This is a genomic window from Streptomyces sp. MMBL 11-1 (assembly GCF_028622875.1).
Taxonomy (GTDB): Bacteria; Actinomycetota; Actinomycetes; order Streptomycetales; family Streptomycetaceae; genus Streptomyces.
This window is the reverse complement of the sequence record NZ_CP117709.1, coordinates 6,670,004-6,696,043: the sequence shown is the minus strand read 5'-3', so window position 1 is coordinate 6,696,043 and position 26,040 is coordinate 6,670,004. Positions and strand designations below refer to the sequence as shown.

Below are 26,040 nucleotides of genomic sequence, written 5' to 3'. Positions count from 1 at the left end.
GTCAGCTCTTCGGCTTCGGGGCCGCCCCGAGGTAGCGCAGGCGTCCGTCCTTCACCCGGTACAGGTGGGCGTCCTGGCCGACGAGTTGCTGCCGCTTGTCGTCGAACGCGTAGGCGCGGGAGACGCCTTCGTACCGGGAGGCGGCGATCGCGGCGGTGAGCCGGGAGCGGGTGGGGCGGTCGCTCCCGGAGGGCCCGGCGCCCGGCTTCGCGCTCTTCGCCGTCCGGTCGGCCAGGGCGGCCAGTTCGCGGGCGACGAGCCCCGCCATGTCGTACGCCTCGGCCGACCAGGCGGCGGGCGCGGCGCCGAAGCGTTTGCGGTGGGCGGCGGCGAACGTCGCGGCGGCCGGGGCGCTCGCGTCGGTGAACGGTGCGACGAACTCCCAGCCGTCGGCCGCCGCGCCCGCCTGTTCCAGGAACTCCGGCCCCATGACGGTGTGCTGGGCCATGCGCGGTCCGGTGAACGAGAGGTCGGCCAGGATGCGGGCGACCCGGGAGGCGCCGGCCGCGTCACCGGCGTAGAAGACGGCGTCGCTCCGGTGGGAGAGGAGGTCGGTGACGACCGGGTCGAAGACGGTCGTGCCGGCGGGCACCACGCGGGGGTGGGTGGTGCCGGTGGTGAGGCTGGGCGTCATCAGGTGCGCCGTATAGCCCGCCTGGTAGGACGCCTGCCCGCCGGCCCGGTCGATCAGGATGCCCAGCCGCTCGACGCCGGGGCGCAGGAGGAGCCGGTGGACGATGGGGACGCAGAGCGACGCGTAGGAGGGGGCGGCCTGGAAGAAGGATTTGTTGGCCCGGGCGGGGAAGGCGATCTGGAGGGCCGACACCGTCAGGACCGGCAGCACCGCCTCGTCGTACGCGGCCAGGGCCGCCCCGGCCGCCGCGTTGCCCGTGGGGCCGATGACCGCGACGACCTCCGGGTCGCGGGCGAACTCCTCGGCGACGCGGGCGGAGCGGGCGGGGTCCCCCTGGTCGTCGAGGACTTTCACGGCGAGCCGGAAGGGCTGGTCGTCGAGGGAGTTGAAGCGGTCGACGGCGAGCCGGGCGCCGCGTTCCTGGGCACGTCCGGCGGCGCTCAGGGGGCCGGTGAGATCGGCGTGCACGCCGATGATCCAGCGGCGTCCGCCGGGGGCCGCGTCCCCGCCGCCGCCGGGCCCGTCGCCCGTGAGGCGTACGGCGGCGAAGGCGCCCGCGCCGAGGGCCACCGCGCCGCCCGCCGCGAGGAGCAGGAACCGCCGCCGGCCGGGGGCGGGTTCCGGCGGGCCGGGCTCCTCGGTGACGGTGGCGTCGATGTCGGGCAGGGCCAGCACGGCGGCGGACCGCTCCGCGATGATCCGGAGGACGTCCTCGGGCAGCCAGTCGGCGGTGGGGCCGGCCGGTATGCCCCCGGCGATCAGGGGGTCGAGGTCGGCGGCGGCCGGACGCTCACCGGGGTCCTTGGCGAGGCAGCGGTCCAGGACGGCGCGCAGGTGGGCGTCGTCGATCCCGTCGAGGTCGGGCGCGTCGTGGACGGTCCGGTAGAGGAGCGCGTCGACCGCTCCGCTGCCGAACGGCGGCCGGCCGGTGGCCGCGTACGCCAGGAGGCAGCCGAGCGAGAAGATGTCCCCGGCCGGTCCCGCGGTGTCCCCGGACGCCTGCTCGGGCGGGAGGAACCCGGGGGTGCCGACGACGAGTCCGGTGGCGGTCAGCGCGGTGGCGTCGGCGGCGCGGGCGATCCCGAAGTCGATCAGCCGGGGACCGTCGGCCGTCAGCAGGACGTTGCCGGGTTTGACGTCGCGGTGGACGAGCCCGGCCCCGTGCACGGCGGCCAGGGCGCGGGCGAGCAGCCGGCCGAGGACCGTGACACCGCGCACGGGCAGCGGCCCGCGCCGGGCGACGACATCGGAAAGCGTCGGCCCGGGGACGAACTCCGTCGCGAGCCAGGGGCGTTCGCCCTCGGTGTCGGCGCCGGTGACCGGCACCGCCCAGGGACTGTCGACCCGGCGGGCCGCCTCGGTCTCACGACGGAAGCGGGTCCGGAAGTCCTCGTCCCCCGCGAGTTCGGGCAGGATCACCTTGATCGCGGCGAGCGCTCCGGCGTCGGTGCGCCCGAGGTAGACGACGCCCATGCCGCCGGCTCCGAGGCGGCCCAGGAGCCGGTGACCGCCGACACGGGCGGGATCAGTGGGTCGCAGGTCGTCCATCGCCCGGCCTCAGCTCTGCTTCTCGACGGCGTTTTCGAGCCGGGACAGCATGGCGCCCTGCGCCTCGGAGACGAGTGCGTCGATCTCTTCCTCGGTGCGGCCCTTCGCCCCCTTGCCGGTCACGGCGACGGTGAACTGGAGGGTCTGCGCCTGCTGCCAGGCGTAGTAGTGCGGCCCGCCCAGTTCGGAGCTCCGGAACTCCCCCGCCTCGCTGAGGAAGTCCTCGGAGTGGCCCTGCGCGCTCTCACCTCCGAGGAGCGCCGCGGCGACCATGGATCCGATCGTCTCGCCCTCGCGCAGTTGCTGGGTGGGGCAGCGCATGCTCTCCTCGATCGACTCCGCCATCTCCCAGGCCGCGTCCTCGCGGCTGCGGTGCACGGTGACGACGGCGGCCAGGCGCACCGGTCCCTTGTCCGCCTCCGCGGGAACCTCGAACGACCGGGTGAGGGTGGCCAGGACGCTGTGCGCGGGCTTCCGCTGCTGCCAGACGCAGTCCTCGCCGAGCACGGGCCAGGTCGCCGGGTCGCTCTCGTACGGACTCCGCTTCACCACTCCGGGGCCGAAGCCGTCGGGGCCGGCGATGACACGGCCGATGAGCTCACGTGCCTCGGCCCGGGTCTTCGGGAGCCGGGCGGGGTCGGGTTCGAAGGCGTCCGCGGCATCGGTCGACGGCCCGGCACCGGTGCTGCCGCCCGGGCTCGCGCTCGCCGAAGCGTCGCGCTTCTCCGTTCTCCCCGGGTCGTCCGCCGCGCCGGAACAGCCGGCGAGCAGCACGGTCACCAGGGTCAGCGGCAGCGCGTACCGGCCCGCTCTTAACGGCACGTGACAGGTCACAGCGTTTCCCCGTTCCTCCTCGACGCCCCGTCGATCATAGGTTCGCCCGGCGTGGCCGGTGGGTGCCCGGAGGGACTGTTACCTCGTCGGGACATGCGCGGTGCCGCCCCGGGGCGGCGGCCCCGGCCCCTCGGGCGGTCTCCGCCGGGATCTCGGACGGCGCTCCCTTCGCACCACGCCCTGGTACCGGCCCTCGGGGCAGCGCCTGACGCAGCGTAGGGATTTCGCCCCCGTCCTTGATAACGTCGCCCCCGCGGCTGCGGACTTCTCCCCCGACCCCAGCCGTACGGGGGCGGGCACGGGGATCGGGCGCGGCAGGACGAAGAGGGCCGACAGATGAGCCTTGCACAGGTGCACTACACCTCCTCCGCGCCGGGGGACGAGGAAACGGCCGGCCGGTTCACGGCAGTCGGCCCAGAAGTGTCGGGGGCACTGCTGGCGGAGATCGAGCCGTTGGTGCGCTACGAGCTTCCCGGGGGCGTTCCCCCCCGGCCGTCCGACGACGAACTGCGGGCACTGCCCCAGGCGTTCGGATACTTCGTTCTGTCCGACGGCAGTCGGCTGGTGGCACGTTCGGCCGCGGTGCGGGACACGGACCGTGCGGGGTCGGGCGTACGGTTCCACGCGCACGCGGTGCGTCTGCCGCCGGGGGTCCCGCTGCCGGACGACCGGCTGCCGGTCGAGACGTGGCGGTCGCCGCACTGGGTGGCGGCGACGCCCGGCGGGCCGGTGCCGGACCCGTTGACGCCGCCCCCTGGTCCGGCGGCGGTCTCCGAGGGCCTCGACGACTTCGCCGTCTCGCGCGGCCCCTGGCTCGCGGCCGTGCTGGCGGATCTGCGCCGGGCGAGCGACGCGGAGGCGGCCGAGGGGCGGCCGGTGGTACTGGTGGAGCGCCAGTGCGCGGACGTCGCCCGGTGGCTGGGGCTCGCGTCGGTCACCTTGCCGAGGGAGAGCGCGGAGCGGCTGACGTTCACCACGTACACGCGGCGGCCGGAGAGTTCGACGTCGCGGGTGGTGGGGGTGTTGCCCGAGGACGCGGAGGCGGCACGAGCGGCGGGCCTGCGGGTGCACACGTGCGCGGGGCCGCTTCCGGCGGACGGCGGTCCGGTCGACGCCTGGGCGGCGACGGCGGCGCGGGTCTGGCGGAGCCGGTCGCCGGAGCTGTTCCGGGAGGCGCGGGAGCTGCCCGGGGAGCCGTTCGCGGCGGGCCCGTTGGCCGTGACGGCGCTCTGTGCGGGGATCGAGCTGGGACCGGACGGGCGTGCGGCGGCGGCCGGTTGGGCCGCCGACCGCCCGTACGCGCTGGACGCCAAGCGGACGGGCCAGTTGGTGGAAGCCCTCACCTCCCCCGCCGTCGACGATCGCACCGGTCCCGAATTCGACGCGGCCGGGCGACTGTTCGACGCGTTGGAGGGCCGCTGCCCGGCCTCGGTGACCGCCCCGCTCGCGGCGATGCTGGTCACGGAGGCGGTGCGGGGCGGCAACGGCTCTCTGGAGCTGCCGCGCCGGGACGCGTTCGCCGGTCCGGAGGGGGCAGTGGTCGCCGAGCGGCTGGGCCCGGAGATCCTGACCGAGCTGGCCGACACGGTCGGCTCGCGCCCGGTGGCACGTACCGTGCAACTGCTGCGCGTGGCCCGGCTGCTGGGCGTGGACGGCACCACGTCCCTGCCGGGGGTCGTGGACCGGCTGGCGCCCGCGCTGCTGACGGAGGCGGCGGCGCACGAAGGCCCCCCGGGCTTCGCACCGGCCCTGCTGGAGCTGCTGGACGAGCAGTTCGAGGTGCGGACGGCGCTGCTCGGCGCACTGGACCGGCTCGCGCCCGAGGACCCCGGGGCGGTGGCCCGGTTCCTGGAGCGGGTCGCGCTGCCGTTCACGGGTACGCAGGCGCTGCCGCATCTGCGGATGTGCGCCGAGGTGCCGGAGGCGATGGCGACCCTGGGCGGTGACCGGGCGGCGGTGTGGCACCGGGTGCTGCGGGCGGCCGGCCTCTCCCCCTTCGCGGAGCCCCTGGTCCTGCGGACGGCGGTCGGCCTGGTGTGGGAGGACCGGGCCCCGACGGTCGGGGAGGCCCGACTGTTGCTGGACGCGGCCACCTCGGACGCGCACCGCGCGGCCGGTACGTGGGCGCGCCTGGTCGACACGGCGCTCAGCCCGTCCACCGGGGCCTCCGTCGCCGGTACGTCCGCCTCCGGCACGTCCACCTCCGGTACGGACGCCTCCGGTACGGACGAGGCGGCCGGGCTCGCCCACGACCTCCTGCGCGGCTTCCCCGAGGAGATCGGCGGCCGGCAGCGCGCCGGGCTCCTCCTGCTGGACCTCGTCCGCGAACTGCGCACCGGGGCACCCGAGCCCGGCTGGGCGGAGCGGGTACGCACCCTGTGCGCGCAGGCGGAGCCGGTCGAGCCGGCGCTCCGGGAACGGGCGTACGCCGCCCTGGTCGAACGCCTGCTGGCCCCGGACCGCCCGGGGGCCGAGCTGTACGACTTCGTCCACGGCGAGGACGCCGAGCTGATCGCCGCGTACGACCGGGCGGCCCGGACCGAAGCCGTACGCACCCGACTGCGCACGCAACCCGCCTACGCGGCGGACTGCTTCACCGTCTGGACGGCCCACCCGCACGCGGGCCGCGCCTGGCCGCCGGTGGCCGCCGCCCTGCTCGACGACGTCCTGCGCCCCGCCGTACGCGGCATGTCGGCCGAGGACGTCGCGGAGGTCGAGGCGACGGTGGGCCGCACGGGCAGCAGCGGCCGGGCCGACGCCTTCCGGGACTGGAACCGGTCGAGCACCCTGGGACGGCTGGGCCGCCGGATCGTGGGGCGGGTGCGGCGGGGGTGATGGGGCGGGGCCGGAGACCGATGCCGGCCGGCCCCTCAAGGACCGCTCAGGGAGGGGGCGGGCACTCGCCCGAGTGCCGCAGGGTTATCCAGTCGAGGGTGCAGTCGCACGGCGGGAGCCCGTTCCCGGGCGCGAAGGTGAGTTCCGGGGTGCCCGCACCTGATGAATCGTTCAGCCAGTCCCCGGAGTACCTGGGCGGCTCTTCCGGCCTGGTGGTGGTGCGGAGCCAAGAAAAGGCGAGGTCAATGGGCAAGTGATTCTTCGTCTCCGCCAGTGGAAGTAATCCTTCCGAAGGGCGGTTCCGCGGTGTTCCGGTCAGCCGCGGACCGCTGAGGGTTCTTCGGTGGAGATCCCGTTCTCACGATGTGAGGACGCTGCCGAGTCGGCCCCCGGTGGGGGTCCCCGCGACGCCCTTTCCGAGGAAGGCGGCGGGGCCGGTGGCGGGGCGGTAGACGGTGGTGCCGTCGCCGCCGTTCTCTCCGGCCGCTCCGAGCACGAGGCCGGCGGTGCCGTTTCCGGTGAAGTCGCCCGCGGTGACGGCGGTGCCGAAGTGGTCGCCGGTCTCGCCGCCGCCTCCGATGCCGCCGGTGCCCTGGCTGAGGCCGGTGGCGCTCTTGAGCGCGATGCCGTCCGGAGTGGTCGTCAGGTTCAGCAGGAGAACGCTTCCGGCATCGGCGCTGGTGACGGTTCCCACGGTGGAGTCCTGACCGGGGAGGCCGGTGACGATGTCGAGGGTGTTGTCGCCGTCGAGGTCGTGCAGGGCGACCGAGGTGCCCATGGCGTCGCCTTCCTCGGACTCTCCGGGCACGCCGGGGGTGGACTGGCTGATGGCGGTGGTGTGTCCGCGGTAGTAGAGACCGTAGTCCTGGCCGAGTTTGACGGTGACCTGCCCGCCGGTGGTACCGCCGTAGGCCGGGGCCGCTTCGGTGGGGGCGGGTTGGCCGATGACGATGTCGTCGCGGCCGTCCTGGTTGATGTCTCCGGCGTCGATGGTCCGGCCGGCGCCCATCTGGATGGCCATGGCGTGGGTGAGCCCGGCCCGGCCGGCACTCGGGTACTCGTAGGCGCGTGCCTGTCCGTAACGGTCGACCGTGGTGACGGCGACGTCGTCGAATCCGTCACCGTTGAAGTCGCCGACCGCGACATCGACATGGTTGAGGTCTTCGAAGGTGAGACGCAGGGTGGTCGCTTTGTTGCTGGCGCTGTCACGCCATACCAGCCAGCCGCCCGACCCGGCGGAGCCGGGGCCCACGCCGACGACGTCGTCCAGCCCGTCGCCGGTGATGTCGCCCATCGCGACGGCTGTCCCCAGGCGTGCCCTGCCCGGGTTGCGGGGGTCACTGTCCGAGGTGGTGAAGTAGTCGCCCTGGGTGAGTTGGCTGCTGCCGGTCAGGACGATGACGTTGCCGCGTTCCTTGTACACGCTGTCGGCCTCGCCGGGCGAGCCGACGGCGAGGTCGGTGAGGCCGTCGCCGTCGACGTCCCCGTACGCGACGTCGGCGCCGAAGCGGTCGCCGGTCTCGGGCGAGCCCGGGACGGAGCCGCTCTGTGTGATGACCTTCAGCCCTGCTGCCCCCGGGCCGCTGCCGCTCCCCGGGAGAATGGACACCTGCCCTGCCGCGGACGACGCCTGCGGAACGCCCGCGATCAGGTCGTCGATCCCGTCGTTGTTGAAGTCCGCCCGGCTCGCCGGGGCCGCACCGGGCGCCGCCTGGACGGCCCCCGGCCAGGCCAGGCAGCCCATACCGGTCACGGCCAGTACGACGGTCACCGCACGGACACGCTGTCGGGTGGACGGGCGTTCGACTCGGGGACGCCGACTCATCTGCTGCTCCTTGAAGAAGGTAGGGGGCGAAACGTGTGGGGGCCCGGCCCGGGAGGGGCCGGGCGTGCCGGGGGGGGCGGGTCAGACGGTGCGGGCCTTGAGCCAGGAGACGACGGTGGCGAACATGCCGGGAGTGCCCAGCAGCTTCTGACCGTGGGCGGTGGAGCCGGCGACGACACGCGTGGCGACGTCCGAGGCGGGAACGCCCGCGGCCTTGGCCGCGGCTTCCAGTTCGGTGGAGTGCACGGGTGGCACGAAGTCGCCGTCGGAGTGGACCAGGAGCATCGGGGCGTCCCCCTTGCCGACGGCGTTCTTGGACTCCATGTCGCGCCAGGTGTCCCAGCAGCCGGTCTCCCGGTCGCCCGTGGAGTTGTCGGCGGGGTCGGGGTAGCAGCGGGCCAGAAGGGTCGCGTTGTCGCGAAGCTTGCGGATCTTGTCGACGGTGGAGGTGTTGCCGTCCTGCCAGGCACGGTACGGGGAGGCCACCGGGGACAGCGCGACGATCCCCTTGAGGCCGAGAGCGTTGGCGCCCCGGGTCGCGGCGTCCGTGGCCATCTGCCCGCCTGCCGACGAGCCGACCAACAGGACGTTGTCCGGGTCGGCGTCGTACCGGCCGGCGTTGTCCCGTACCCACTTCACCGCGCCGGCCACGTCGTCGCGCTGGGCGGGCCAGGCCGCTTCGAAGTTCAGCCGGTAGTCCATGGCGAACACCTGGAAGCCCTGGTCGGCGAATTGCTGCGCCCAGGTGTCCCAGCTGGCGTGGGTGTACCAGTAGCCGCCGGTGATGAGGACGACCGCCGGGCGGGGCGCCGGCGACGGGTTCCAGGTGATGTCCACGGTCTGGTGGCGGTGGGTGCCGTACTGCTGGGTGGCGGCTTCGGCCTTCACCACGGCGGGTGCCTTGATCGCGGCGGGCGCCGCGGCCGTGGTGCCGGCGATCGCGAGCACGGCGGCCGCGAGGATCAGAAGAGTGCGACGCACGGAAGTCTCTTTCACGAAGGAGAGGGGGCGGGGAGTGGTGCGCTCCCGCCGGGGTGCTGGGCAGGGACCGGCCCCGGGAAACCAGACTGGTGTTTCCCGGGGCCGGAAGGTGCTGCTTCCCTCGGTGCGGGTCAGCGCATGCCGGCGCCGAACCGCTGTCCGGTCGCGGGGAGTCCGTCCTTGCCGGGCTCGTACGTGGTGACGGGCCCGCTGCCGCTGCCGGTGGCGTTGGCCCAGGACAGGGCGTGCGCGCGACCGTAGGCGGTCGGCCCGTCGGGGACGCCGACGTAGAGGTGCGTTCCGGTGGCGGTGACCGCGCTGCCGACCTTCTCGCCCGTCACCGGAGCGCCGGGCAGACCGACGGCACCCGGGTGGACAGTGGTGTCGGAGTCGCCGGGGGCTCCGAGCAGACCGAAGGTGTAGACGCCTCCGGCGTCGGTCGCGGTGCCGATGTCCTCACCGGGTACACCGACCGCCACCAGGGTGTTGGTGGCGGTGCTCACCGCGTCGGGGCGCGTGCTGATGGCGGACACCGTGTGCCCGAACCGGTCGCCGTCCTCGTTCGTCCCGGTCATGCCCGTCGTGCCCTGGTGGACACCGGAGAGCTGGCTGAAGCCGGTGGGGGTCAGGCGGACGACGTCGATCCGTCCGGTGGTCGGGATGGTGGAGGTGCCCTCGCCCGGGGTGCCGATCACGAGCAGGGACTCGGTGCCGGTCGCGGCCGCGTTGGGCCGGTAGGCGGTCATGCTCAGTGAGAACCCGAACGTGTCAGCGGCCTCGGACGCGTCTTCGATCTCGGCCAGGTTCTGGTCCAGTCCGGCGATGCCGGTGGGGATCTTGGCAGCGTTCAGCTTGTGGTTGAACACGCTCACGGCACCGGCGTCGGCCATACCGCCGATCGCCTCTCCCGGCGCGCCGATGGCCAGGTGCTGGGGGGATCCGGCGAGGGAGGCACCGAAGTCGTCGTTGCTCTCCATGGCTCCGGCCACGCCTTCGGACGCCTGGTTGACCAGCACGTTGGTCTGTCCGGTGCCGTGCAGATAGACCACCGCGCCGGCGTTGGTGAACCCGGAGCCGTCCTCGCCCGGCAGGCCGATCGCGAGGTACGGAACCCCGGCGATCGTCGTCCCCGCGGCGAGGGCCTCGCCCATGCGGTCGCCCGCCTCGGCGCCCATGCCGGCCAGGGCGCCGCTGCCGGAGCCCTGGACCAGGTTCACCGTCGCCCTGCCCTGGCCGAGACCGGCGGGCGAGCCGTAGACGATGTGGACTCCGCCGGCGCCGGCGTTGGTGCCGATCGCTTCACCGGGGACGCCGATGGCCAGGTCGGTGCAGCCGTCGAGGTTGTGGTCGAACGTCGCGAGTGAGCCGCCGAACCGGTCGTTGGCCTCGGCGGAGCCGGAGACGATCGGCAGCGCCTGCGACAGCTCCCCGTTGCCCTTCCCCGCACCGTAGACCAGCTGCACACGGCCGGCCTTAGCGGCACCGTTCACCGTGGCGTCGGGGTCCGCGATCGCTACGTCACGCGCACCGTCGCAGTTGAAGTCGCTGGCACCGGAGATGACTTCGTCGATCCACGGCCTGAGGTCGTCGGTGCGGGCGGCCACGGCGTCGGTGCGGGTCTCGGTCTCCCCGAAACATCCGCCCTGCCAGGAGCTGCCGCTGACCCCCACGAGCGCCACCGTGCCGCCGTCCTGGCGCAGGACGGGGCCACCGGCATCCCCCTTGCAGATCGCACTGCCCGCGCTCGCGCCGACGATGTCCAGGGTCGGCCCGTTGACCGCGGTGACGGTGAACGGCCCCGCGTGGAGTTTGTCGGGCACCCACTCGGTCCGGGTCCGCCCGTAGCCGACCGCGGTGAGCGTGGCGCCGGAAGTGGCGGGGGTGGTGGCGATGGTGACGGGGCTGATGCCCGCCGCGGGCGCGGCGAGGCGGGCCATCACCAGGTCCCGCCCTTCGTACGGGACGATCTCAGTGATCTCACTGACGTGTCCGCCCGTGGCGGTCAGATCGGTGCGGCCGACCGTCGCGGTCGTCTTCGCCGCGGGCTTCCCCCGGACGAGTGCCGCGGTCCCGGTGGTGAAGCAGCTGCTGGCGGTGACGACCCACCGAGGGTCGATCAGGGCCCCGGTACAGGCACGTTTCGTGTCGCCCTCACCGATCTCCAGCTTCGCGGTGAAGGTGTGGGTGCCGACGGCGACGGCGGTTCCGGAGAGAGCCTGAGCCGGGGCGGCGCTGAGGACGCCGGCAGCGAGGGAGGTCGCGAGCAGCCCGGTGAAGAGGGCCGCGCGCGGGCGCGTTCTGGGCACGATCTGATCCTTGCTCATGTCAGGGGAGGTAAGGGGCGAGCGCGAGGTGCGGAGATCAGCCGGTGACGCGGATCTCGACCAGGACCGAACGAGGCCCGCCGATCTCGCCCTCACCGACACTCGCCCAGCCGCCTGCCTCGACGTCCACCGTCGTGGTCTGGTTGTTGGCGGTGAGGTCAGCGCTGATGGGGTGCTCGGAGGCCATCAGCTCGATCATGAAGACCCGGGGCAGCTCAAGGGTGAGGTAGCCGGTCTTGGCGGTGGCGCGGAAACAGTAGTTGTCGGCACGGCCGACCGCCGGGTCAGCGACGGTCCTCACCACGATCTGGTCGGCGTTGGGGTCGCAGTCGACCAGCAGAACGCGGCCGTCACCCTTCTTCAGCTCGATGCCCTTGGTCGCCAGGATGTCGGCGGCACCGGGATAGGCGAAGTCCTCGACCGCGGACGGCGGGGCCTCTGCGGCCGCAGCCGGCATGGAGGTGACGGAGGCCTCGGACGCGAAAGCGAGCGGCACTCCGATCAGCGCCGCCAATGCGCCTATCGCTCCTGAAATAAACAATGCACGTGCGCGGGAAGCCACCGAGAAAATCCTTTCAGGCATGGCGCCTGCAATCCGGAGGCCCCTGCCTAGAGGTGTGAAGGAAGAGTGAAAAAGCTTGAGAAACATAGCCGCCTATTTACACCGAGTCAACGGATTAACATGTACCGATTGGTGCAATTTAATGACTAAATAGGCAGTAGGCTTCCGCCGCATGATGGCCATACTAAATCCATATATCACCTTTTGCGTTCGCGTCGATCGTGTCCGTAACTAGCCCCTAGCTGTGAAGATCTCGCCTACGGAGTCCTCAGCAAGAGTGAGGCAAAGGAAGGGCAAAGCGCCCCATCTGCTCTCATATTCCTCAAAGCAGTCAGGCGAACCACTCCTGGCGCGGCGGCCGTTATGATCCCCGAGCCGGAATAAATCGAGCGGCGGCTAGAGCCACCGAAATCAGGAGAATTTGATGGACCGAAGATTCATCAGAATTGACCACGGGAGGCGAATAGGGGGTGCTGCACGAACCCTGGTAGTGAGCCTTCTGCCCCTTGCCCTCGCACTGAGCCTTCTGGGCACGGCACCTGTCTCAGCCGCGGAGCCTGAACCCGTCTCGGAGCGGATATCGGCGCTGGCTGAGGCCACCCCCAGCGATCGTGGCCGCGCGGTCGACTACTGGGTCGAAGGCGGCCCGGGCGTGAAGGCGGCCGCGGAGGCGGCCCTGACCGGCAGTGACGCCGAACTGCAGGCGTTCTTGACGGCGGCCGACGGCATCGCGCTTCAGGACAAACGTGTGTCCGCGGCACAGATTGCCGGCATCGGCGGTACGGAGCTTCTGACAGCCGCCCGCGCCGCCCTCGCAGGAACCCAGGAGGAGCTGGAGATCTTCCTCAGCTGGGGCTGGGAAGAGCCGATGAGGCAGGACGAGCGAGTCCAGGTCTCGCAGGTGATCAGTGCCGGCGGGCCGAATGTTCAGGACGCAGGTCGTGCTGCGCTGGCTGGTTCCGCGGATGATGTTGCCGCGTTCCTGCAGAAGGGGCAGTACACCCAGCGTGAGCAGGACGAACGGGTGCGGCTCGTTCAGGTGCTCAGCCTGGGCGGCACGAACGTGCGGGCTGCGGGCAGGCTGGCGCTGTCCGGCACCGCTGCGGACATCCGGGAGTTCCTGGAGGTCGGGCAGTTCGTCGCGCAGGCCAAGGACCAGGAGCATGCCACAGTCGCTCAGCTGGCCGCGCTGGCCCAGGAGGCGGGGCGGCAGGCCGCCAAGGAGACGGTGGCCGCCAAATCCGAGTCGGCCAAGGCGGTGAAGGCCGCAGAGCTGGCCAAACAAGCCGCGTTGACGGCGGCCAAGGAGGCGGAGCTCGCCAAGGACGACACGGCGGCGGCGGCCCGTGCCGCCGGACGCGCGGCGAAGGCGGCCTCGCAGGCCGCGAGCGCGGCGCAGACGGCGATCAACGCCTCCCAGGCGGCGAACAACGCGGCGCGGGTGGCTGCGAGCGCGGCATCGCGGGCAGCTGCCGCCGCGGCGGGCGCCGCCCAGGCGGCATCGAACGCGCGGAACGCGGCCGCTGACGCGGCAGTCGACAAGGACAACGCCGCCGCGGCGCGTACGGCGGCGGAGAAGGCCCGTGACGCGGGCAAGGGCGCCGTTCTGGCCGCCGACGCTTCCGACCAGGCCGCGGTCGCGGCCGACGCGGCCGTCGCCGCCGCGGACTCCGCCATCAGCGCGGGGGCCAACGCGGACCTCGCGGCCGACGCGGCCACCCGGGCGGGTAACCTCGCCGGCCAGTCCAGCGCCGCCGGTGCCGAGGCCCGCGCCGCGGCAGCCGCCGCCAAGCGCCACGCCGCCGAGGCCAACCGCGCCGCCGCCGCCGCCAGGGATCTGGCCGCCAAGGCGGCGACGGCGGCCCGCCAGGCAGGTGCGTCCGCCAGGGCGGCCGCTGTGCACGCGAACAACGCGGCGGCGGCCGCTACCGAGGCCGCCGACCAGGCGCACGACGCCGCGAAGGCGGCCGAGAGGTCCACCGCACACGCCGACGCGGCCACCGAGGCGGCGAACGCCGCGAGCAGTGCGGTGGCCAAGGCACAGGAGATATACACGCTCGCACGTGAAGTGGAGACGGCGGAACTCCTCGGCCGGACCAACGCGGGCCTTGAGCGAGCCGCCGACCACAAGGCTGCCGACGAGGCCCGGATCGCCGATATCGACGCGCTGGAGCAGGCGGTAAAGGACCGGAACGCCGAGCGGGACCGGCTGGTCGCCGTGGCAGCCGAACCGGGTGCCGACCTGACGGCCGTCGCGAGCCAGGGGCGCAAGCTTGCCGTACTCGTGATGAAGAACGGCACGGCGTGGGAGCGTGCCGCCGCCGAGGCAGCGCTCGCCGGCCCCGACGAGGTCGTCATCGACTACCTGCGCAACGGCTGGAGAACGGCCAAGGAGCAGGACGACCGTTCCTACATCGAGCGCCTCGCCGAGGAGAGCCCGACCAAAGCCGTCAGGGACGCGGCCGAGACCGCGCTGGACGGCGACGCGGCCACCGTCACCGAGTTCATCAAGAACGGCCAGTACCAGGCCGCCGCCACGGATATGCGCGTCGCCATCGTCCAGACCATCGATGGTGCGGGCCCGATCCTGGCGGAAGCTGGCCGGACAGCTCTCGCCACGGACGATCCGAAGAAGTTCAGCGTCTTCCTGACTGACACACAGCACACCGCGCGAACCCAGGACGAGCGGGTACGGGCAGCACAACTCCTCTCCTCCGGCGGCCCGGAGGTGCAGTCCGCAGCACGCATCGCCCTGGCGGGATCCCCGCAGATCCTCCACGCCTTCATCGCGACCGGGCAGTACAAGAAGGAACGCCAAGACCTTCTCAACGCCACCCACAAGGCGCAGGTCCAGAAGCTGATCGCCGACGCGGCGAAGATCGCCGCCACCGCGCAGAAGAACGCGCAGACCGCCCAGAAGGTCGCCGCCACTGCCCGCAAGGCAGCCGCCGAGGCCAACGAATGGGCGGAGAAGGCCAACGCGTCCGCGACCAAGGCGCAGGGCTACGCCGACGAAGCGGCACAACACGCCAAGGACGCCGAAACCTCTGCGGCCAGCGCAGCCGCCTCCGCCAAGACCGCCACCAACGTTGCGAAGAGTGCGGACATCGCCGCGACCGATGCCGCGAGTTCGGCAGCCGACGCCACGCTGTCCTCGGAGATGGCCCAGGTTCACGCGGCCGGCGCCTGGCACGCCGCCGACGAGGCACGGAAGTCGGCGATCGCCGCGGGCAAGGACGCGGCGGCAGCGATCACGGCGTCCACCGAGGCGTTCGTCATCGCGGTCACGAAGAAGCGGCAGGAGGAAGAGGCCCGCCGCAAGGCCGCCGTCGAGGAGAAGGAGAGGAACGAGGACGGCCGGCGGGCCAGACAGCTGTACCGGTGCAGGCAGGGCATCATCCCCTGCGATCCGTACGAGTACGCCCGCTGGTGCAGGCAGTCCCCGATCAATTGCCAAATCCTCGAACACGGCCGAGAAATCGGTGACGCGCTGGACAAGTCGATGGATGTCACCAAGGAGTTCATCGGCCTCGGCGAGCTCGAAGCGTGCCTCCAGAACAAGGACTTCTCCAGCTGCGCCACTCTCGTAGGAGAAGTCCTCGTCGGCGCCAAGGTCAAAGCGCTCAAGAAGTCGTACGACGCTCTCAAGCTCCTCAAGCGTAGCTGCAAGATCGCCAGCAGGTCTACAGACGTCAAGCGCATCGCGCTGGCATCGTCCAGTGACGTTCCGTGCTTCGAGCACAACGTCCCCGGGCTACCAAGGAGCGTTGACAAGATCGCTGATTCCAGTGGTTGCGAGGCTTGCGCCGAGCAGATCCGCAACAGCCTCGGGGGCGGCGAAATAAAAAAGATCATGCCGATAGGGGCCAGCTTTCTCCCTGCTTACCGTGATATTGAATCAGGGTGGTATCACCACGTGGTAGTGGTGTTCAATGGGCGGGTTTACGACGCCTGGACAGGGAGGGGCGGGGACACCATCGCCGAATACAAAGCCAGGTGGAAATGGAATGACATGATCAACTTCGGGTTCTAGAGGTAGTAAATGAACGACAAGCGGTTCATCGAACAGGTGCGGGACCGGCCGGGCCTGTACGGTCTAGGCCATACGTACCACCCGACCGCCGCCTTCCTTCTGGGGTTCGACCAGGCGCGTTCCGGTGGACTTCTTCGCGGCTTCAACGAGTGGCTGGCCGTGCGTCACGGAGAACTCTCAAGCCGACACTGGCTGGTAACGGTTCTCGCTCAGGCACTGCCGGACTTCACGTTCCGAGGGTTCGACCACCTGCGCCTGGAGTCGGAGCAGGAGCAGCAAGCCACCGACCTGCTGCTCTCGCTGATTCTTGAGTTCCTGGAAGTACGTGACGATCCCTGGGCACTCGCGTCCATGTACGCCCAGTACCACCACCTTCGGGCCCTGCTGCACGAGGGCGATCCGCCGTAGGAGGAACGATCCCTGTGGGGCCGCTGCGGAGTTTCCGTGAGGTCCCACAGGGCGCCCCGCCAGCGGCGCACCCGGCCGAGTGGGTCCAGCACACTGCGGGATCAATGTCGGCGGCGGTCAGTCGGCCCCCGTACGCGAGGCTGACCGCGCTGCCTCCCACGCGGGAACCCAGGGCGACCGCTTGGTCGCGGCTGAGATCCGCACGGCACGAGAGGGTTTAGACGAGGTCGGCGTCCGCGACCGCGATCAGCCGGTCGACCGCTTCGGACGGCAGGGACGGGTTGGCGGCGAGACCGCGCAGAACATGGTTCACGAAGGCATCCTGCCGGAACCCGGCCCGAAGAGCCCGCGGGTTTCCGGGTTCCCCCAGGGCCCACCTGAAGCCCGCCCGGTCCGGACGCCGGTGCCGGGCGGGTAACGTAAAGAGGTACTGACTGATTGACTCATGGGCCTCCTGGCGGGCTGCGTGAACCCAGGAGGAGCAACATGACGACCAACCGTGGACGCAAGGACGTCATCCGTGACCGGATGGCCGCCACCGGCGAGTCGTACAACGTCGCCGCCCGCAACCTCAAGGCCATGAAGGACACCGCCGCCACCCGCGAAGCCGTTCTCGTGCAGCGCTGGACGCCCGCCGACAGCTTCGACGTGCCGTGTCCGTGCGGCGGGACCTGTGAGCCGGGCGAGACCTGCGACCGCTGCCACGCCCGTCACCGGCACGTGAAGCGTTACCCGGGCTCCACCACCGAGGTCGAGACCTGGGCCGACCGCTATGAGTGCACCGGCTGCTCCTCCTCGTACACCCTGACCATCCACCTGGCCGGGCGGCCCTGGGGCGTCGCCGAGACCGTCGTCCAGCGCGGGTCGGCCAAGGAGGTCGTGCAGGCGACCGTCTTCCCCGGGGTGATCCACCCGCTGCTGCGGTCCGAGGCGGAGACGTCCACGGACGAGTGAGCCCCACCCGCTCCCGTTCGACTGTCAGTGGCTCCGCCTAGGGTGATCCATGTCGTGGATCAGCCCGCGCAGGTGAGAGAACTGGAGCGAGAGGTGGGCGAACCGAGCAAAACCGTAGGGCGCGCCTGTGGTGCTCCGGCCGATCCTCCGCTCCTACGCTGCCTGCGCCGAAGGGGAGTGAGGCGGTTGTCATGAGGCGCAGAAGCGGAGACGGTTGGCAGAGGCTTCCGGCACGGGCGGCCTGGGTCTTGACGGCCGTCGTAGCGGTCTGGGCATTCTCTGCCTCCCGGGCTGGCTTGGAGTCGGCCGACTTCGCGACGGTCTTCCTGGCGCCTGTCGCCCTGGCCTCCTTGGCTCTCGTTGTGCAGGCGAAAAGGGACAGTGCCCAGTCGCAGCCCCTCTCTGAGGCAGTGGAGATCCTGGCGACGCGTATACGCCAGCAGAGCGCTTCGGCGGACAGCAGTGTGTGGAGCGACCCCTTCCCCATCTCCATCGCCTGGGAACAGGAATTGGGAGCCCTCACCGAAGACCTGCCTGCTCTGCGACGTAGGGCCTTGAGTCGCCCCGGACCGGGCACGGTGGCAGAGCTTCAGTCGATCGACGGCGCCGGTACGGAGCTGGCAACGGTCCTGCTCGACAAAGTGCCCACGAAGCGGCTGGTACTCCTCGGCGGTGTAGGGGCCGGCAAAACGGTGCTCCTGGAGCGACTGGTAGAGGCATTGCTCCACCGGCGTACACCCGCCGAGCCTGTGCCGGTACGCCTCCCCCTCAACCGCTGGCACGCAAGCACGATGGGGCTGGAGGAGTGGATGGCCTCCCGCCTGGTGCTGGAGGAACCCACCTTGGCACAGCCCGCTCCGGCGCCCTTCGGAGGAAAGAGCCGAGCCCAGGCTCTGGTCGAACTGCGGCAAATCATCCCCGTCTTCGACAGCTTCGATGAACTCTCCGCCGCGGCGAGAAGGCAGGCAATTCAACAGATCAACGGTCTCGGCTGGTCCAACCATCCCTTGGTGCTCGCCGGCCGGACCGACGAATACGCCGAGACGGTGCGCAGGGCGGGCGAAGAGCCACTGCTCCTCGAGGGCGCAGCCGGAGTCGTGATCAAGCCGGTGGACCCCGACCAAGCAGAGGCCTATTTGCGGCAGAAGGGCCAGGATGGGGAGTGGGGCGCCCTGGTCGCGGAGCTCGGGAGCGGCTCTCCCGTGGGTCTGGCTCTACGGACCCCCCTCATGTTGTTCCTGTGCCGTTCCGTCTGCGCAGGCCCATACCCTGCGACGACCGGGGGCGAGCTGTGCGAAACGACCCTGTTTCCCGACGAAGCCGCCGTGCGTCGGCACCTCTTCGACTCCTTCGTCCGTACGGTCTATCGGAGCAGGGAGGGAAACGCTCGGCCGTTCTGCGACGCCGACCAAGCCGAGCGGTATCTGCGCTTCCTCGCCCGGCAGCACCGCAACTTCCAGGGAGGTGCGGGCACCGAGCTGTCGTGGTGGACGATGCACCACATTCCCGCTCACGTCCGTCGACGGATCTCCTGGACACTCGCGGGCCTGGCGTCCCTCTACGTCTTCGTCACCTTGCGGAGCACCGCGCCACTCTCCCTCGCGGTCTTCTGCACTCTGTTCCTCGGGTTCATGGTCAAGACGTCGATGTTCACCGGCCCCATGCTCCGCACCCCTTCCTCGGGCCTGCGCTGGCGCTGGCGTTGGATCCCGGCGGGGGTCGGAGCGCTCATGGGCGCCGCCATGGTCGACGTGCAGGTGCAGGAGGGAGAGATCGCCAGGGCGCCGGGCCCGTATCTGGCCCTCGCCGCCCTTTTCGCCGTTGTGGGCGGTGCCGCCTTCGGCTGGGGTCCTCGCGAGGCCGACCTCGAAGAGCCCCTGACGCCAGACTCCCTGGTCAAGCGGGACCGGCGGACGTTCGTCGGACTGGTCGCGACGTGGACAGCTTCGGTAACCGCTGTGTTCGCCCTGCTCATGACGCTCGTGATGGCCTATGCCGTCCCCGTACCGGAGGGCGCGCACCTGATCGATCTCGTGCCGCCCCTCCTCGCCGCATTGGCCTTCACGAGCGGTTTGGGGCTGATCGTGGGGCTGGTCATGGGGTTCAAGGACACGGCGTGGGGCGTCTACGCGGTGAGCCGCTGCTGCTATGCGCTCCTGGGGCGGGTGCCGTTCCGGCTGATGGCATTCCTGGACGACGCACACCGGCTCGGCGTGCTCCGCCAGTCCGGTGCTTCCTATGAATTCCGGCACGTGGAGTTGGAACGCCACCTCGCGGGATGACGCCGTCTCGGCGGGAGAGCGGGCGGAGTCGCTTCACAAAGACCCCCGGCCCCTCCCGTCATGCGCGGGGAGGGGCCGGGGGCACACACGGGCCGTCCGGGCTCAGCTCTCGTCCGGCGCCAGGGTCAGCGAGATCGAGTTGATGCAGTAGCGCTGGTCCGTGGGGGTCGGGTAGCCCTCGCCCTCGAAGACGTGGCCCAGGTGCGAGCCGCAGCGGGAGCAGCGCACCTCGGTGCGGACCATGCCGTGGGCGCGGTCCTCGACCAGCTCGACCGCGTCGGTGTCCTTCGGGTCGTAGAACGACGGCCAGCCGCAGTGCGACTCGAACTTGGTGTCGGAGCGGAACAGCTCCGCCCCACAGGCCCGGCAGGAGTAGACGCCCGCCGTCCTGGTGTCGGTGTACTCACCCACGAAGGCGGGTTCGGTGCCGGCCTGACGCAGCACCGCGTACTCGGCGGGGGACAGCTCTTCCCGCCACTGCTCGTCCGGCTTCTCGACGTCGTACGGCACGGCTCGCTCCTCAGCTCGACAGGGGGTCGCTCGATCCGGTCGCCACTCGGCTACCGGCCGCTCGACAGATGGTCCAGGATGCGCGGGCCGAGGTCGGTGACATCGCCCGCTCCCATGGTGAGAACGAGATCGCCGGGCTTCGCCATTCCCGCGACGGCGGCGGGGACGTCGGCCTGGTCGTGGACGGCGGTCACCTCGGCGCCCGCCCCCTTCGCCGCGTCGATGATCAGGGCGCTGGTGATGCCCGGGATCGGGTCCTCGCGGGCCGGGTAGATGTCCAGGACCAGGGAGGCGTCGGCCAGCGCGAGTGCCTGGCCCATCTCGGTGCCCAGCTCCTGCGTACGGGAGAACAGGTGCGGCTGGAAGACGACGAGGATGCGGGAGTCGGCTGCCGCGCCGCGCATGGCCTCCAGGTCGGCGGTCATCTCGGTGGGGTGGTGCGCGTACGAGTCGATGACCTGCACGCCCGCCGCCTCGCCCTTGAGCTGGAGGCGGCGCTTGACCCCGGTGTACGAACCGAGGGCCGAGGCCAGGTTGTGCGCGGGGATGCCGAGGGCGACCCCGGCGGCGAGTGCGGCGACCGCGTTGTGGGCGTAGTGGCTGCCGGGGACCGAGACGGTGAAGGTCAGGAACCTGCCGTTGAGCAGGACCGTGACCTCGCTGGTCAGGCCGCGCGGGGTGACCTTGTGGACGCGTACGTCGGCGTTCTCGGCCGAGCCGTAGGTGACGACCTTCAGATCCGAGAGGTCGCGGACCCGGCGGGTCAGCTCGATGGCGCCGGGCTGGTCGGCGGAGATGACCAGGGTGCCGCCGGGGACGACCTTGCCGACGAACGTCTCGAAGGAGTCGTAGATCTCGTCCATCGAGGCGTAGTTCGCGTGGTGGTCCAGCTCGACGTTGAGGACGATCGCGACCTCGGGGTCGTACTTCTGGAAGCTGCGGTCGCTCTCGTCCGCCTCCGCGACGAAGATGGACCCTTCGCCGTGCGTGGCGTTGGTGCCGGGGCCCTCCAGGTCGCCGCCGATGGCGTACGAGGGGGCCAGGCTCAGCGAGGAGAGGGCGACGGCCAGCATCGACGTGGTCGTCGTCTTGCCGTGGGTGCCGGCGACCGCGATGGCGCGCAGGCCGTTCATCAGGGAGGCCAGTGCGTCCGAGCGGTGCACCACGGGGATGGACAGCTCGTTCGCCCGGAGCAGCTCCGGGTTGTCGGCGCGGATGGCGCTGGAGACGACCACGCAGGACGCGTCGTCGGCCAGGTGGCCCGCCGCGTGCCCGATGTGCACGGTCGCCCCCAGCGCCCGCAGGGACTCGGCGGTGGCGGACTCCTTCGCGTCGCTGCCCGCCACCTTCGCTCCGCGCTGGGCGAGGATCTTCGCGATGCCCGACATTCCGGCGCCGCCGATGCCGATGAAGTGGGGTCGTTCCATGGCGGCGGGAATGCCGGGTGCCATCTGTGCTCCTGCGGTTCGGGTGCGGGTTTCGAGTCGCGGCCGGGGGCCGCCCCGGACCGCGCACCCAGCCTATTCGCTGTGCGCGAAGAGCTTGAGCACCGGGACGCCGACCTTGTGCCGGGCGCGGGAGGCCCAGTCTCGGTGGAAGAACTCCTCCACGTAGTGCGGGGCGGTCAGGACGATGACCTCGTCCGCGCTCGCCTCCTCGACGACGGTCGTCAGTCTGTCCAGGGGGTGGTCCTCGATCACCTGTCCGACCGCTTCGGATCCTGCCTCGCGCAGGGCCCGCAGGGAGTACTCCAGGCCGATCTGCGCGGTCTCGCGGGCCTCGTCGCCCTCCGGCTCCTCCCCCTCGCGTACCGCTTCCTTCAGCTCCCCCATCGCCACGTCGTCGATCGCGCGCAGCAGGACATCGGCCTGGTCACCGCGCGGCTGCAACAGAACGACGAACGAGATCCGCTCCTCGCCGTGGAGGGTGGTGACGAACTCCACGTCCTCGGGAGTGAGCGGTTTCTCGATCATCAAAACGCTTGTGAACACGACAGGCGCCCTTCCGCTTCTTCGTCTCGTCGACGGCCGGCCCGGCCGTGGACGGTCGTTTGCTGAAACCATTTTTCCCCGTGCTTCCACGGGACTGCAGGGGTAAGTGTGCCCAGCCGGAGCTAAGCGGAACGGGAAATTCCGCTATCTGTCGGTCCGACGGTACCGAGTGAAGAGGAACCCGGCCTCTTCCAGCAGCGATGCCAGGAAAAAACGTTCCGGCACGGCGATCCCGGGGCCCCCCGCGATCCGCTGGGCGTCACCGGCGGTCAGCATCGGGGACACCGTCAGGCACAGCTCGTCCAGCACGCCGGCCGCCACGAACTGGCCGAGCAGTCGGGGTCCTCCCTCGGTGAGCTGCCGGGTCAGCCCCCGGTCGGCCAGCTCGCGCACGACGCGGGCCGGGTCCACCCGGGCGCCTTCGCCCGCGATCACCACGTCGGCGCCCGCCTTCCGGGCCGCCGCGATCCGGTCGGAGGGGGCCCCGGCCCCGGTCAGCACGAGGGTCGGGACGAGCGGCTCGGTGAACAGCGGCAGCGAGAAGTCCAGGTCCATCGAGCCGGTCACCACCGCGACGGCGGGAGCGGGACCCTGTCCGGCGGCCGCCCGCCGCGCGGCGAACGCCTCCCGGGCGCGGGCCGGACGGTACCCCTCAAGGCGTACGGTCTCGGCCCCGGCGATCACCACGTCGGCCAGGCCCCGCAGGGTGCCGAAGATCCGCATGTCCGCCGCGCAGGAGATGGGCTGCGAGCGGCCGTCGTGCTGGGCGGCCCCGTCGAGGGTGGAGACCATGTTGGCGCGCAGCCAGGGGGTCCTGGCCTCTTCGGCGGGGAGGCCCGAGGGGTAGGCGTAGGCGTCCGCCAGCTCGTCGAGGCTCCACTCGCGGTCGGCGAGCGGCCCGGACGGGCCCTCCGCTCCCGGGGCGCGCTTTGTCAGGTCCGTCACAGGGAACAGGCTTCGCATGGGGTGCAGTCTGGCATGAGCCTTAGGGTGGAGAGTTGTGTCGTCATCCACCGCGTTTCCGGGGCAGAGCCCCCTTGCCGAAACCACCCCGCTGTCCCTGTGCGCCCGCGAGCCGCACGTTCCCGCAGACCGTCTGGTCGCCGAGATGGTGCCTCCGCCGCGCTTCGACTCGGTGCGCTTCGACACGTACGTCCCCGACCCGAACCAGCCCAGCCAGAGCGAGGCGGTCACGGTCCTGGCGGGCTTCGCCGCCGGGCTCGGCGGGGCGCACGCGACGGGTAGCGGGCGGCGCAAGTGGTTCAGCAGGAAGCCGGCCGCCCCGGCCGGGCCGCGCGGCGTGTACCTCGACGGCGGCTACGGCGTCGGCAAGACCCACCTGCTGGCCTCCCTCTGGCACGCCACGCCCGCCGAACCGTCGCTGAAGGCGTTCGGCACGTTCGTGGAGCTGACGAACCTGGTCGGCGCGCTGGGCTTCCAGCAGACCGTGCGGACCCTCAGCGGGCACCGGCTGCTGTGCATCGACGAGTTCGAGCTGGACGACCCGGGCGACACCGTGCTGGTGTCCTCGCTGCTCAGCAGGCTGGTGGAGGCCGGGGTGGCGCTCGCCGCGACCTCGAACACGCTGCCGGGCAAGCTCGGCGAGGGCCGGTTCGCCGCCGCGGACTTCCTGCGCGAGATCCAGGGCCTGTCCGCGCACTTCCGCCCGCTGCGCATCGATGGCGAGGACTACCGGCACCGCGGTCTGCCCGAGGCCCCGCCGCCGTACGACGACGAGCAGGTCACCCGGGCCGCGTACGCCACCGGGGGCGCGTCCCTCGACGACTTCCCCGGGCTGCTGGACCATCTGGCCCGGGTCCACCCGAGCCGGTACGGCGCCCTGACCGACGACATCCGCGCGGTCTGTCTGACCGGGGTGAGCGCGGTGCCCGACCAGTCGACCGCGCTGCGCCTGGTGGTGCTGGCCGACCGGCTGTACGACCGGGAGGTCCCGGTGCTCGCCTCGGGACTGCCGTTCGACCAGTTGTTCAGCGACGAGATGCTGAACGGCGGGTACCGGAAGAAGTATTTCCGGGCGATCTCCCGGCTGACGGCGCTGGCGCGTGACGCGAAGGGTCTGGTGGCGCAGTAGGTTCGGGGGCGTAACGCGACGGGACACCGCACGCTGCGCGGTGCCCCGGCTTATCCCGTACAACCGCGCACACCTTTCGAAGGGGTCCAGCATGGCTACGACGCGTCAGGCGCACACGAACTGGGAAGGCAACCTGATCGAGGGCAAGGGGGTCGTCACCTTCGACTCCTCCGGCATCGGCGACTACCCCGTCTCCTGGCCCGCCCGCTCGGAGCAGGCGAACGGCAAGACGAGCCCGGAGGAGCTCATCGCCGCCGCCCACTCCAGCTGCTTCTCGATGGCCCTCTCCCACGGCCTCGCCGGGGCCGGCACCCCGTCGACCCGGCTGGAGACCAAGGCCGAGGTGACCTTCCAGCCCGGCACGGGCATCACCGGCATCCACCTCACCGTCGTGGGAGAGGTCCCCGGTCTCGACGAGGACGCCTTCCTGAAGGCCGCCGAGGACGCCAAGGCGAACTGCCCGGTCAGCCAGGCGCTCACGGGCACGACGATCACCCTGACGGCCTCGCTCGCCTGACCTTCCGCGTACGGCTGCTCCCATCGGGGCCGCCACAGCGGTGACACGGGGCGCGGGGGCACGCATGGTTCCCCCGCGCCTCTGTGCGTGCTACACACGTGCGGGTCACTTCACCTGTCCGCCAACAGGGAGTCACCTCATGTCATCCGCACCCCGCTCCACCGCGACACGACGCCAGGTCCTGGCAGGCAGCGGCGCAGCCGCAGCGATCGCCTTCACGGGAGCCTTCTCCGAACTCTTCGCGGGCACGGCCGCCGCACGCGGCCACGGCGGCTACGGCCCCCTCGTCCCCGACCCCGACGGCCTGCTCGACCTGCCGAAAGGATTCCGCTACCGGGTGCTGTCCCGGGAGGGCGAACCGCTGCGCTCCGGCGAGGGGCCGGTACCGAGCAACCACGACGGGATGGCCGCCCTGCCCGGCCGCCACGGCCGGGTCCACCTCGTCCGCAACCACGAGAACCGGCACACCGCCAAGATCGGCGTGCCGACCGTCGAAGGGCTGACCTACGACCCGATGGCCAAGGGCGGCTGTACGTCCCTGGAGCTGGACGGCCGCAACAAGGTGCTCGGCGAACGCGTCGCCATCGCCGGTACGGCGGTCAACTGCGCGGGCGGGCCCACCCCCTGGCGCACCTGGCTGACCTGCGAGGAGAACGAGGACAAGGCCGGGACCAACGGGTACACCAAGGACCACGGCTTCATCTTCGAGGTGGACGGCGCCGATCCGCGCCGCACCGGGGCCGTCCCGCTGACCGCGATGGGCCGCTTCCAGCACGAGGCGGTCGCCGTCGATCCGAAGTCCGGGATCGTGTACGAGACGGAGGACGCGTTCGACAAGCCGTTCGGGCTCTTCTACCGCTTCCTTCCCGAGAAGCCGCTCGGCGGCACCGGTTCGCTCCGGGCGGGCGGGGCGCTGGAGGCGATGCGGGTGCCGGGCGTGCCCGACCTCTCCGCCGTCGAGGAGACCGGTACGAGCTTCGACCGGATCGAGTGGGTCCCCGTACCGGATCCACTGGCCGCCGAGACCCCGATCCGTTTCCAGGACTTCGGCCCGAAGGGCGTCACGCACGCCCAGAAGCTGGAGGGCTGCTACTGGGGCGGCTCGTCGGTCTACTTCGTCTCCAGCTTCGCCCGCAGCGACGAGGGCTCGGCGGCCGACCACTACGGCCAGGTCTGGCGCTACGAGCCGAGGAAGCGGCGGCTCACCCTGGTCGTGATCTTCGGCCCGGACACCGATATCCAGCTGCCGGGCGAGTCCCCCGACAACATCTGCCTGGCGGCCGACGGCGGGCTGATGGTCTGCGAGGACGGCGGCGGCGCGCAGCACGTGCTCGGGGTGACCCGGCGCGGCGAGGTGTACACCATGGCGCGCGGGCGGCAGAACATCGGGACGCCCGAGGAGCCGGAGTGGGGCGAGTTCGCGGGGGTCGCCTTCTCCCCGGACGGCTCGACGATGTACGTGAACTGCTACAGGCCGGGGACGACGTTCGCGGTGACGGGGCCGTGGTGCTGAGGCGGCGCCGGCCGTAGCTCCGGCACTCCGCCGGACACCGGAGCGCCGTCGAACAATATGACCGTATTGTCCGATATTTTCCGTGAGTGACCACTACTGCACGGACGACGCGGACGACGCGGACGACGCGGGCCAGGCGGGCGACGACGGCTCTGACGGTCGCGGGGGCGCTGGCGACCGCCGTCCTGACCGGGTGC

18 protein-coding genes and 1 pseudogene are annotated in these 26,040 nt (G+C 71.4%); 8 read left to right on the top strand and 11 right to left on the bottom strand.

The genetic code is table 11. The features are described 5' to 3' along the window. Position 1: 1 nt before the first annotated feature. A complete protein-coding gene (locus PSQ21_RS29685) occupies positions 2 to 2,182 on the bottom strand; it encodes a bifunctional serine/threonine-protein kinase/ABC transporter substrate-binding protein (RefSeq protein WP_274034377.1) in 2,181 nt (726 codons plus the stop codon). Positions 2,183 to 2,191: 9 nt separating this feature from the next. After that, a complete protein-coding gene (locus PSQ21_RS29680; protein ID WP_274034376.1) occupies positions 2,192 to 3,016 on the bottom strand; it encodes a hypothetical protein in 825 nt (274 codons plus the stop codon). Positions 3,017 to 3,352: 336 nt separating this feature from the next. On the opposite strand from PSQ21_RS29680, the gene PSQ21_RS29675 reads away from it, so the two are divergent. Next, positions 3,353 to 5,851, top strand: a complete 2,499-nt coding sequence (locus PSQ21_RS29675; RefSeq protein ID WP_274034375.1) for a GTPase-associated protein 1-related protein — start codon at positions 3,353 to 3,355, stop codon at positions 5,849 to 5,851. Positions 5,852 to 6,209: 358 nt separating this feature from the next. On the opposite strand, the gene PSQ21_RS29670 is transcribed toward PSQ21_RS29675, so the two are convergent. The 4 genes from PSQ21_RS29670 to PSQ21_RS29655 form a co-directional block, all read right to left on the bottom strand. Beyond that, on the bottom strand, positions 6,210 to 7,676 hold the full coding sequence (locus PSQ21_RS29670; RefSeq protein WP_274034374.1) for an FG-GAP and VCBS repeat-containing protein: 1,467 nt from the start codon (positions 7,674 to 7,676) through the stop codon (positions 6,210 to 6,212). Between the two features lie 81 nt (positions 7,677 to 7,757). Further along, complete coding sequence (locus PSQ21_RS29665) at positions 7,758 to 8,657, bottom strand: alpha/beta hydrolase (protein WP_274034373.1); 900 nt, start codon at positions 8,655 to 8,657, stop codon at positions 7,758 to 7,760. Between the two features lie 131 nt (positions 8,658 to 8,788). After that, the gene (locus PSQ21_RS29660) at positions 8,789 to 10,963 is read right to left on the bottom strand and encodes a trypsin-like serine protease (protein ID WP_274034372.1); all 2,175 of its coding nucleotides are present in this window, start codon (positions 10,961 to 10,963) and stop codon (positions 8,789 to 8,791) included. A 55-nt stretch (positions 10,964 to 11,018) separates the two neighbouring features. Further along, a complete protein-coding gene (locus tag PSQ21_RS29655) occupies positions 11,019 to 11,495 on the bottom strand; it encodes a hypothetical protein (RefSeq protein ID WP_274034371.1) in 477 nt (158 codons plus the stop codon). Between the two features lie 538 nt (positions 11,496 to 12,033). Here PSQ21_RS29655 and PSQ21_RS29650 point away from each other — a divergent pair. Both PSQ21_RS29650 and PSQ21_RS29645 read left to right on the top strand, forming a co-directional pair. Next, a complete protein-coding gene (locus PSQ21_RS29650) occupies positions 12,034 to 15,576 on the top strand; it encodes an ALF repeat-containing protein (RefSeq protein ID WP_274034370.1) in 3,543 nt (1,180 codons plus the stop codon). Between the two features lie 9 nt (positions 15,577 to 15,585). After that, positions 15,586 to 15,984, top strand: a complete 399-nt coding sequence (locus PSQ21_RS29645) for a hypothetical protein (RefSeq protein WP_274036111.1) — start codon at positions 15,586 to 15,588, stop codon at positions 15,982 to 15,984. A 94-nt stretch (positions 15,985 to 16,078) separates the two neighbouring features. On the opposite strand, the pseudogene PSQ21_RS29640 reads toward PSQ21_RS29645, so the two are convergent. After that, positions 16,079 to 16,297, bottom strand: a pseudogene (locus tag PSQ21_RS29640) (hypothetical protein); the annotation flags it as partial. Positions 16,298 to 16,470: 173 nt separating this feature from the next. Here PSQ21_RS29640 and PSQ21_RS29635 point away from each other — a divergent pair. Both PSQ21_RS29635 and PSQ21_RS29630 read left to right on the top strand, forming a co-directional pair. After that, positions 16,471 to 16,938, top strand: coding sequence for a hypothetical protein (locus tag PSQ21_RS29635; RefSeq protein WP_274034369.1), 468 nt, complete (start codon positions 16,471 to 16,473; stop codon positions 16,936 to 16,938). Between the two features lie 296 nt (positions 16,939 to 17,234). Continuing rightward, the gene (locus PSQ21_RS29630) at positions 17,235 to 19,220 is read left to right on the top strand and encodes an NACHT domain-containing protein (protein ID WP_274034368.1); all 1,986 of its coding nucleotides are present in this window, start codon (positions 17,235 to 17,237) and stop codon (positions 19,218 to 19,220) included. A 102-nt stretch (positions 19,221 to 19,322) separates the two neighbouring features. Here PSQ21_RS29630 and msrB read toward each other — a convergent pair whose 3' ends face one another. The 4 genes from msrB to PSQ21_RS29610 all read right to left on the bottom strand — a co-directional run bounded on the left by msrB (position 19,323) and on the right by PSQ21_RS29610 (position 22,666). Then, a complete protein-coding gene (gene msrB, locus PSQ21_RS29625) occupies positions 19,323 to 19,730 on the bottom strand; it encodes a peptide-methionine (R)-S-oxide reductase MsrB (protein WP_274034367.1) in 408 nt (135 codons plus the stop codon). A gap of 50 nt (positions 19,731 to 19,780) precedes the next feature. Further along, entirely contained in the window at positions 19,781 to 21,181 is a 1,401-nt protein-coding gene (murC, locus tag PSQ21_RS29620) for a UDP-N-acetylmuramate--L-alanine ligase (RefSeq protein WP_274034366.1), read from the bottom strand. A 69-nt stretch (positions 21,182 to 21,250) separates the two neighbouring features. Continuing rightward, positions 21,251 to 21,703 (bottom strand): indole-3-glycerol phosphate synthase, encoded by a 453-nt coding sequence (locus tag PSQ21_RS29615; RefSeq protein ID WP_274034365.1) that lies wholly within the window; start codon positions 21,701 to 21,703, stop codon positions 21,251 to 21,253. A 162-nt stretch (positions 21,704 to 21,865) separates the two neighbouring features. Beyond that, on the bottom strand, positions 21,866 to 22,666 hold the full coding sequence (locus PSQ21_RS29610) for a pyrimidine reductase family protein (protein WP_397988537.1): 801 nt from the start codon (positions 22,664 to 22,666) through the stop codon (positions 21,866 to 21,868). A 55-nt stretch (positions 22,667 to 22,721) separates the two neighbouring features. Between PSQ21_RS29610 and zapE the strand changes: the two genes are divergently transcribed. The 3 genes from zapE (at position 22,722) to PSQ21_RS29595 (ending at position 25,843) form a co-directional block, all read left to right on the top strand. Then, positions 22,722 to 23,813: a cell division protein ZapE gene (gene zapE / locus PSQ21_RS29605; protein WP_274034363.1), complete on the top strand. Its 1,092-nt coding sequence runs from the start codon at positions 22,722 to 22,724 to the stop codon at positions 23,811 to 23,813. A 91-nt stretch (positions 23,814 to 23,904) separates the two neighbouring features. Further along, the gene (locus PSQ21_RS29600; protein ID WP_018956892.1) at positions 23,905 to 24,330 is read left to right on the top strand and encodes an OsmC family protein; all 426 of its coding nucleotides are present in this window, start codon (positions 23,905 to 23,907) and stop codon (positions 24,328 to 24,330) included. A gap of 139 nt (positions 24,331 to 24,469) precedes the next feature. Beyond that, positions 24,470 to 25,843: an alkaline phosphatase PhoX gene (locus PSQ21_RS29595; RefSeq protein WP_274034362.1), complete on the top strand. Its 1,374-nt coding sequence runs from the start codon at positions 24,470 to 24,472 to the stop codon at positions 25,841 to 25,843. Positions 25,844 to 26,040 lie beyond the last annotated feature (197 nt).

Excerpts from the sequence above, each read along its gene's own strand:
- PSQ21_RS29675 (WP_274034375.1), top strand. The coding sequence starts at position 3,353 with ATGAGCCTTGCACAGGTGCACTACACCTCCTCCGCGCCGGGGGACGAG.
- PSQ21_RS29615 (WP_274034365.1), bottom strand. The coding sequence starts at position 21,703 with ATGATCGAGAAACCGCTCACTCCCGAGGACGTGGAGTTCGTCACCACC.
- murC (WP_274034366.1), bottom strand. The coding sequence starts at position 21,181 with ATGGCACCCGGCATTCCCGCCGCCATGGAACGACCCCACTTCATCGGC.
- PSQ21_RS29645 (WP_274036111.1), top strand. The coding sequence starts at position 15,586 with ATGAACGACAAGCGGTTCATCGAACAGGTGCGGGACCGGCCGGGCCTG.
- PSQ21_RS29635 (WP_274034369.1), top strand. The coding sequence starts at position 16,471 with ATGACGACCAACCGTGGACGCAAGGACGTCATCCGTGACCGGATGGCC.
- PSQ21_RS29600 (WP_018956892.1), top strand. The coding sequence starts at position 23,905 with ATGGCTACGACGCGTCAGGCGCACACGAACTGGGAAGGCAACCTGATC.
- PSQ21_RS29595 (WP_274034362.1), top strand. The coding sequence starts at position 24,470 with ATGTCATCCGCACCCCGCTCCACCGCGACACGACGCCAGGTCCTGGCA.
- PSQ21_RS29685 (WP_274034377.1), bottom strand. The coding sequence starts at position 2,182 with ATGGACGACCTGCGACCCACTGATCCCGCCCGTGTCGGCGGTCACCGG.
- PSQ21_RS29670 (WP_274034374.1), bottom strand. The coding sequence starts at position 7,676 with ATGAGTCGGCGTCCCCGAGTCGAACGCCCGTCCACCCGACAGCGTGTC.